Raw genomic sequence first — 8,296 nt, forward strand, 5'->3', positions numbered from 1 at the left:
CCACGCGGCGGGTGGCCGGGCGTTCCGCTCCTGTCACGCGCCGTCACGCCGTTCGGGCGTCGACAACGGAAGAGAAGGGCGGGGCCGTGTCCGGCAGGGAACCCGATCTCTACGCCGTGCTGGGCGTGCCCGGGTCTGCCGGGCAGGCGGAGATCACCGCGGCCTTCCGTCGCAAGCTCCGCGAGCACCACCCCGACCTCCGCAGCCCGGATGTCCCTTTCGGTCCGGATCCGGACGAGCAGCTGCGCAGGATCGTCGCGGCCTACGCCGTCCTGCGCGATCCGCACCGCCGCGCGGAGTACGACCGGCGCCGTGCCGACACGGCCCCCCGGCCCTCCGCGCGGACCGTCCGGGTGACCGTGCGTCGCTCGGACCCGCCCCCCGCGGCGGATCCGCCCATCCGGGCCGGACCCGTCCGTCGCCACCGGTGACGGCGCCGCGCGGGCGCTTCCCCCGAGCGAATGTATCGCTCACTCGATCAGTCCGACAGCATGGTTCATTCGCTCGGGTCAGGCGTACGAGGTTCGTACTTGCCTCCGTAGGCGAGGGCCAGCAGGGTGCGCGCCCCGTACACCAGGGCTCGTTCGTCCAGTTCGAAGTCGGGCTTGTGGAGATCGTGTCGCGGACTCGTCCCGTCCCAGACTCCCAATCGCGCCATGGCCCCCGGGACGTGCTCGAGATACCACGCGAAGTCCTCGCCGCCGCTGGACTGCCCCGCCTCGGCCAGATTCTCCAGGCCCACCACGGACTCGATCGCGGCGAGCATCTCGGCGGTTGCCTCGGCGTCGTTGACCACCGGCGGCACGCCCTGCACGTAGTCCAGTTCGTGGTCCACCGCGTAGGGTGCGAGCAGTTCCGCGACGCTGCGCCGCACCAGCGGCTCGACCGTCGCCCACGTCCGATGCGACGCGCTGCGCAGCGTGCCCACCAGTTCACCGGACTCGGGGATGGCGTTGCCGACGTGGCCGGCGTGGATCCGGCCCCATGTCAGCACGGTGGCGGTGCGGGCGTCGAGGCGCCGATCGAGCACCGACGCCAGCCCGGTCACCAGCACGCCCGCCGCGTGGATCAGGTCGCCGGTCAGGTGCGGGCGGGCCGAGTGGCCGCCGGGGGAGGACAACCGCACCGTGAGAACGGCCCCGGACGAGGTGATCGGCCCGGCGCGGGTGGCGAGCTTGCCCGCCTCGAGCTGGGGGGCGCAGTGCAGGGCGAAGATCCGGGACACCCCGGCGAGGCCACCCGCGGCGACGACCTCGAGCGCACCACCGGGGGTGGTCTCCTCGCCGGGCTGGAAGATCAACCGCACCCGCTGCGGGGGCGGATCCGCCGCGAGCACGGTGGCCGCCTCCAGCAGCATCGCGGTATGGGCGTCGTGCCCGCACGCGTGGCACACGCCCTCCACGGTCGACGCGTACGGCAACCCGGTGGTCTCGGTCAGCGGCAACGCGTCGAGGTCGGCCCGCAACCCGATGCATCCGGTGGTGTCCGGGCCGACGTCGCACCACAGGCCGGTGCCGCCGGGCAGCGTCACCGGGTCCAGCCCGAGCGAGACGAGCTGATCGCGCACCAGCGCGGTGGTCCGGAACTCCGCGAACGACAGCTCCGGGTGGGCATGCAGGTCCCGTCGCCAGGCGACGAGGCGGTCGTGGTCGATCCTCATCCGTCGAGAACTCCGTCGGTTCGGTGACATCTACGGGCCGGCCGTACCGAGCCGGCTCGTCAGCCAGTTCACCATGGCCTCGGCGAGCACGTCCCTGTTCTCGCGTTTGACGATGTCGTGGCCCTCGTCGTCGAACAGGAGGAACTCGGCGATCCCACCCCGGTCCCGTACCGCGGCGACGATCTGCTCCGACTCGCTGACCGGCACGTTGGTGTCGTGCGCCCCGTGCACCACGAGCAGGGGTGCCCGCAGTTCCGCGATCCGATGGATGGGGGAGAGCTCGCGCAGCAGTTCCCGGTCGTGCACCGGATGCCCGTACTTGGGGTAGGCCGCCGCCGCGATCCACGGCTCGGTGTTGGCGTAGAAACTCTCGAGGTCGCTCATCCCGCAGATCGCTATCCCGGCGGCGAACAACTCGGCGTGGAAGGTCAGCGATGCCAGCGTCAGGTAGCCGCCGTACGATCTGCCCGCGCACGCCACCCGGGTGGGATCGGCGATGCCGTGGTCGACGAGGTACTGCACGCAGTCGGCCACGTCGTCGATCCCGGCGAACCGCCCGTAGCGGTCGTCGGCGTGCATGAACGTCCGCCCGAAACCGCCGGACCCGCGCACGTTCGTCCCGAAGACCGTGAATCCCGCCGCCACGATCGCCGGGTAGTAGTCGCTGTATCCGGGCCGTTCCTGGGCTTCCGGTCCGCCGTGGAAGTACAGCAGCACCGGGCCCGGGCCGCTGCCCTGCGCCCGATACAGCCAACCCGAGAGCGGCGTCCCGTCCCGTGCCGGGAACTCGAGCAACGTCGGCAGATCGTCGTCGTCCATCCGGGTCCGCGCGGCCTCCGCGGGGCCCCACTCCCCGGTCCGCGGATCGACGATCTCCACCGAAGGCGGCATTCCGGGACCCTGCACGGTCACCGCCAGCAGCGAGCCGTCCGCGCTGATGCTCAGTTCGGACGCCACCAGTCCGGGCAACCCGAGGGGATCGTCGAGCGAGCCGTCCGCCAGGTGCAGGATCTGCAACTGGCTCAGACCCTTGTGGTTCCACAGCAGGGCTACCGTGCTGTGGTCGTCGCTCACGGCGAACTCGTCGAGATCGCCGTCCTCCCGCTCGGCCAGCACCCGGTACGACACGCCCTCCGACGACACCGCCACGCCCAGCAGCCGCGCGAACTCCGCGCCGTTGTCGCTGCGCACCAGCGACCGCAGATATCTCTCCGGTTCGCCGTCGCTGGACGCCCACGGCGAACGAAGCTGGTCCACCACGCCGAGCAGCCGATGGTCGTCGAGAATGACCCCGGCGTCCGTGGTGGAACCGACGTCGTTGGGCAGCAGCGCAATCCGCGTGCCGTCCTCGTGCAGCAGCAGCAACTCCCGGTGGCCGCGCGGACCGACCCGCAGCAGCGCCGACCCCGCCCACGCGTCGACGAGGTGACCGCCGACGCGGCGATCGAGCACCACGGTGTCCTGGGTGTGCGGGTCCACCAGCCGGGATTCCGCCACCCCCTCCTCGTCGGTGGCGACCGTCGCCACCCGGTTCCCGTCCCACCCGACGAGTTCCGTCGAGGAGTCCCCGGCCGACCCGAGGCGGCGGGCGCCGCGGTCGTCGGGGTCGGTGCTCACCACCCATACCTGGGTGCGCGTACCGGCGTCGGGCGCCACCTCGCACGCCAGCCAACGGCCGTCCGCCGAGTGCATGATCCGGGTGACCGGCCCGTCCACCGGCAACTCGACCCACCGCGCCGCGCTCGTGGCGCGGCCGGACAGGAACCGCTGCACCGCACGGGGATAGCCGCCGTCGTCGACGAGATGAGCGATCGCCGTGCCGTCCGGCGCGACCGACGCACCCGACGTGAAGCGGATGTGGCGCGGCTGTGCCGCCGCGGCGGTCGTCGCGGCATCCGGTGTTCGCGCCACCGAGGTCGTCTCCGTCTCGCCGCTCACAGCTGTTCCATTTCCTGGAGCCACATTTCCAGCAGGGCCACCTGCCACAGGGCGTTCGCCCCGAGGGTGGTGCGATGCCGGTTCGGGTCGGCGAGCAGCGCGTCGAGTGCTTCGGGCCGGTACAGCCCGCGGTCGCGGGCGCTCCGGCTGTGCAACGCATCGCGCACCAGGGTCAGTACGTCCCCGTCGAGGTGCCGGATGCCCGGCACCGGGAAGTAGCCCTTGGTCCGGTCGATGATCTCCGCCGGCAGGTGCTTGCGGCTCGCCTCCTTGAGGACGCCCTTGCCGCCGGAGGCCAGCTTCAGTTCGGGCGGGCAGGTCGCGGCCAGTTCGACGAAGTCGTGGTCGAGGAACGGCACCCGCCCCTCGAGGCCCCACGCCATCGTCATCGTGTCGACCCGCTTGACCGGGTCTTCGATCAGCATGACCGTCGTGTCGAGACGCAGCGCCGCATCGACCGCCGTCGCCGCCCCCGCCGCGGCGTGCTGCTCGGCCAGGAACTCGCCACTCGCGTCGTGATCGAGGGAGTACCGAGGGTCGAGCAGCGCGACGATGTCGGCGTGGGTACGGTCGGCGAACACCTTCGCGTACGCCTCGGCGGACCGTTCCCGGGCCACCTCCGTCAGCGGCGGATACCAGTCGTAGCCGGCGAGGATCTCGTCGGCGCCCTGCCCGGACTGCACCACCTTCACCGACTTGCTCACCTCCTCCGACAGCAGGTAGAACGCCACGCAGTCGTGGCTGACCATCGGCTCGCTCATCGCCGCCACGGTCTTCGGCACCGCCGGCAACAGCCGGGACGAGTCGATGTGGATCTTGTGATGGACGGTGCCGAACCTCCGCGCCACGAGATCGGAGTAGACATACTCGTCCCCGGATTCGCCACCGGCCGGATCGAATCCGATGCTGAACGTGGCCAGGTCTCGCTGGCCCTGCTCCGCGAGCAACGCCACGACCAGGCTCGAGTCGATGCCTCCCGAGAGCAGCACCCCCACCGGCACGTCGGCGACCATTCGCCGGCTCACCGCGGTCCGCAGCGAATCCAGCAGTGCTTCCTGCCAATCCACGGCCGTCCACGTCGTCCGCGCGGGGTCCCGCGTGAATGCGGGCTCCCAATAGCGGTGCTCGGTGCTGCCACCGTCGGGCTCGATCACCCGCACGGTCGCCGGCGGCAGCTTCCGGATCCCCCGCAGCATCGTGTGCGGTGCGGGCACCACCGAGTGGAAGCTCAGGTAGTGGTGCAGCGCGACGCGATCGACGGTGGTGTCGACCTCGCCGGCGCGGAGCAACGCCGGCACGGTGGAGGCGAAGCGCAACCGTCCCGGGCCCTCCGCCAGATAGAGCGGCTTGATGCCGAGCCGGTCGCGGGCCAGGGTCACCGCGCCGGTGTCGGTGTCGTGCACGGCGAATGCGAACATGCCCTTGAAGTGCTGCACGCATTCCGCGCCCCAACGGTGGAAGCTCTTGAGCACCACCTCGCTGTCCGCCGTCGAGAAGAACCGGTAGCCGGCCCCCTCCAGTTCCGAGCGCAGCTCCCGGTAGTTGTAGATGCACCCGTTGAAGACCAGTGCCAACCCGAGCTCACTGTCGATCATCGGCTGGCTGCCGCGCGCCGACAGGTCGATGATCGTCAGCCGCCGATGCCCGAACGCCACCGAGCCGCGCGCGTGGAGGCCGGCCGCATCGGGGCCCCGGGCGCTCATGGCGTCGGTCATCCGCCCGACCGCGGCCACGTCCGGGGGAGCCCCGTCGAAGCGCATCTCCCCACACACACCGCACATCGTGCTCTCCTTCCGGCTCACGCCCTCCGGTTATTCGTCGCTGCCCGCGCCGCGTGGGGGACCGAGCACCCAGGTGTCCTTCCCCCCGCCGCCCCGGGACGAATTGACGACCATGCTCCCGATGGGGGCCACCCGGGTCAGCGCCGCCGGAGCGACGTGGGCACGCACCGACGGCCCCTCGGCCCGAAGATGAACGAATGCGCGCAGGTCGATATGGTGCGGAAACAGGCCGCTCCCGTCGAACGTCGGATGCGTCGACAACGGCACGACCTCCTGCGCGACGTATCGCTCCGGGTGGGTGAGCAGGTCCCGACGCCGCTCCAGCAGTTCGTGTCGCGACGCTTCCGGGCCGATGGTGATTCCGGCGCCGCCGAACCCGTCGATCGGCTTGACCACCAGCTCCGCCAACCGGTCGAGGACGTAGTCGCGTTGCTCACGCTCGGCGCACACCCACGTGGGTACCTGCTCGAGGATCGGCTTCTCGCCGAGGTAGTACTCGATCATTGCCGGCACATACGAATAGACGGCCTTGTCGTCCCCGACCCCGTTCCCCAGGGCATTGGCGATCGTCACGTTGCCGGCCTGCAGCGCGGCCCGAAGCCCCCTGCGCAGCGGGTGCCCGTCGTGCCCGATCGAGGACAGCAGCATGTCCTCGTCGAGGCGGACGTACAGCACGTCCACTCGCGTGGCCTCGCGGCCCCGGTGTCGGTACACGACGTCGTCGCGTACCGACAGTTCCCCGGTCAGCACGAGGGGCAGTCCGGACTTCTCGGCGAGCAACCGGTGCTCGAACCATGCCGAGTCCTTCCACCCGGCGCTGAGCAGCGCCACGGAGACGTCCGGTCCCGCGGCCGCGGCGGGCGCCGCCGCCTGCAGCGTCTGCCGCGTCATCTCCGGCATCGAGTCCACGGACATCACGTCGGCCGGCATGCCGAGGGCCCCGAGGAACCGGGTCGTCATCGCGCGATGCGCCATCGCATACCCCACGCCCGACGGCACCCGCAGGTTGTCCTCGAGCACCACGAAGTCGCCCGGGCCCGTGCTGACGAGGTCGATCCCGCAGATGTGGGCGCGCACCGGGGGATTTGCTGCGGCGGCCCCGGTGGCCCGATAGCCCGGGGCACGGTCGAGCAACTCGGAGGGAATCACCCCGTCCCGCACCGCGGCCTGCTCGCCGTAGATGTCGCCGAGGAAGGCGTTGAGGGCCAGGGCGCGTTGCTGCAAACCCGGGACCAGGTGCGACCATTCGGTGTGCGGGACGATGCGCGGGACGATGTCCATGGGAAAGACCTGGGCACGATCCTCGCCGCTCACCCGGAACGTCACGCCGTCGACGCTCTGTTCCCGGTCGATGGACTCCTGGATGCGGCGCAGTTCGGCCGCACCGACCCGCGCCACCGCGGCCAGGACCGCCTCGTACTCGCGACGTGGACGCCCGCCGACCTCGACGGCCTCGTCGTACCGGTCGTCCACGTCGCCCGCTCGCAGCGGAACGTAGCCGTGGAGCAGGGTTGCACCGGGATCGGCGATCTCCGGCACCGCGCGCACGCGCCCCGCGGTTTCGTCGAGAAGCAGATCCACCACGTCGGTCAGGCGGCCCCGTCGGCGCAACACCCGCCGCTGGCGGGCGGCCGAACTGCCGACCTGCAGGGCGGTCTCCGCGAGCTCCGACACCAGGGCCCAGTCGTCGTTCCCCTCGAGCTGGGGCCGGAGCGACCGGATCAGTCCGTCGACGATCTCCCGTGCCGGCCGCGGGGTGGCCGACTGCACGTCGACCAGAGGACCCTCGAGGCCGGAGCGCGAGGCGCGCCACATGGCGGCGCGCACCAGGGTCGGCGAGACGTCGAGCCCCGGGACACCGGCCCGAAGGTCGGTCACCTCCCGATCGACCAGGGCGCGGAACAGCCCGGCTATCAGCGTGATCGTGTCCACCGACGGGCAGCTGTCGCACACGCGCAGCTCGAGGGTCGGATACCGGTCCGACGGGCGGAGATCGAAGTACACCATGCCCGGGTCGGTGATCACGCCGGTCGAGACCAGGTCCGCGATGAGCTTGTCGTACTCGGCGGCCGACGACACCGGCGCGGCCGGCCCGGTACTCGGCCACCGGATCCACACCAGGTTGCGGACGCTGGCATATCCGGTGTCCGTGCCGTCGGCCCAGAACGGCGAGCTCGCGCTCAGGGCGAGGAAGATCGGCAGGAACGGGGCGACCCGATTGGCGACCTGCACCGCCTCGTCCCGGTCGGGAATGTCCACGTGCACCTGGGTGCCGCAGATCAGCTGCTCGCGGGCCAGGAGCTGGTAGTCGGCCAGCATGCGGCGATACCGCGGCGTCTCGGTGACCTGCATCTCCGCGGGCACGGCCAGTGGGACCGCGCCCGCGGCGGCGATGCCGAGGCCGAGCTCGGCGGCGGTGTCGACGAGAACGGACCGGCGGTGCACCAGATCTGCGCGGAGACCCGCGAGATCCGGAAACACGCCGCTGTTGACCTCGACGACGCAGCGCTGCAGTTCCTCGACGTAGACGTCGCCGGGCAGGCGCGCGAGCAGTTCCGGGGCGCGCGGCGTGAGACGGCGGGTCTTCGCGTCGATGAGGTGGAATTCCTCCTCGACACCAAGCTTGCGGGCACCGCCACCGAACATGCGTTTACACGCTACGCGGCCCGGATCGTCCTCGCAGAAGGAAACCGCGGGTCACGGACACCAGCGTGGCCGTCGACCGTGTCCCCGCCCCGCGCGCCGGGGCGGGGGACTCGGAATCACCAGTCGTCGCCGGCCCCGATCACCGGGGCGGTCGCCGGCGGCACCTCGCCGATCACGGCGGTGGTGTTCGCCGCGGTCACCAGGATCGTCGGACGCGCCCGTCGCGGAGCGTCCTCGTCGGCGCGTCCGGTGCCCGGGACGGCGGCGGGGA

At 71.4% G+C, this 8,296-nt stretch carries 5 protein-coding genes; 1 reads left to right on the forward strand and 4 read right to left on the reverse strand.

Annotation, left to right across the window (positions count from 1 at the left end; all coding sequences use genetic code 11):
- Nucleotides 1-86: 86 nt before the first annotated feature.
- Nucleotides 87-431 carry a J domain-containing protein gene (locus tag CQZ88_RS27925; protein WP_029543500.1) on the forward strand — a complete coding sequence of 115 codons (345 nt, stop codon included), beginning with the start codon at nucleotides 87-89 and terminating at the stop codon, nucleotides 429-431.
- A gap of 65 nt (nucleotides 432-496) precedes the next feature.
- Here the strand turns inward: CQZ88_RS27925 and CQZ88_RS27930 are convergent, their stop codons facing one another.
- From CQZ88_RS27930 to CQZ88_RS27945, 4 genes are read right to left on the reverse strand one after another with little or no spacing between them, the layout of a single operon-like run.
- Nucleotides 497-1,660 (reverse strand): amidohydrolase, encoded by a 1,164-nt coding sequence (locus tag CQZ88_RS27930; RefSeq protein ID WP_029543502.1) that lies wholly within the window; start codon nucleotides 1,658-1,660, stop codon nucleotides 497-499.
- A 30-nt stretch (nucleotides 1,661-1,690) separates the two neighbouring features.
- Nucleotides 1,691-3,598 (reverse strand): S9 family peptidase, encoded by a 1,908-nt coding sequence (locus CQZ88_RS27935; RefSeq protein WP_102800602.1) that lies wholly within the window; start codon nucleotides 3,596-3,598, stop codon nucleotides 1,691-1,693.
- Nucleotides 3,595-5,379: an N-acetylglutaminylglutamine amidotransferase gene (locus CQZ88_RS27940; RefSeq protein ID WP_043798243.1), complete on the reverse strand. Its 1,785-nt coding sequence runs from the start codon at nucleotides 5,377-5,379 to the stop codon at nucleotides 3,595-3,597. Before CQZ88_RS27940 ends, CQZ88_RS27935 begins: the two co-directional genes overlap by 4 nt.
- A gap of 30 nt (nucleotides 5,380-5,409) precedes the next feature.
- Nucleotides 5,410-8,025 (reverse strand): carboxylate--amine ligase/circularly permuted type 2 ATP-grasp protein, encoded by a 2,616-nt coding sequence (locus tag CQZ88_RS27945; RefSeq protein ID WP_102800603.1) that lies wholly within the window; start codon nucleotides 8,023-8,025, stop codon nucleotides 5,410-5,412.
- Nucleotides 8,026-8,296: the final 271 nt, after the last annotated feature.

Source organism: Rhodococcus sp. ENV425 (assembly GCF_002887785.1).
GTDB classification, from domain to species: Bacteria; Actinomycetota; Actinomycetes; order Mycobacteriales; family Mycobacteriaceae; genus Rhodococcus; species Rhodococcus aetherivorans.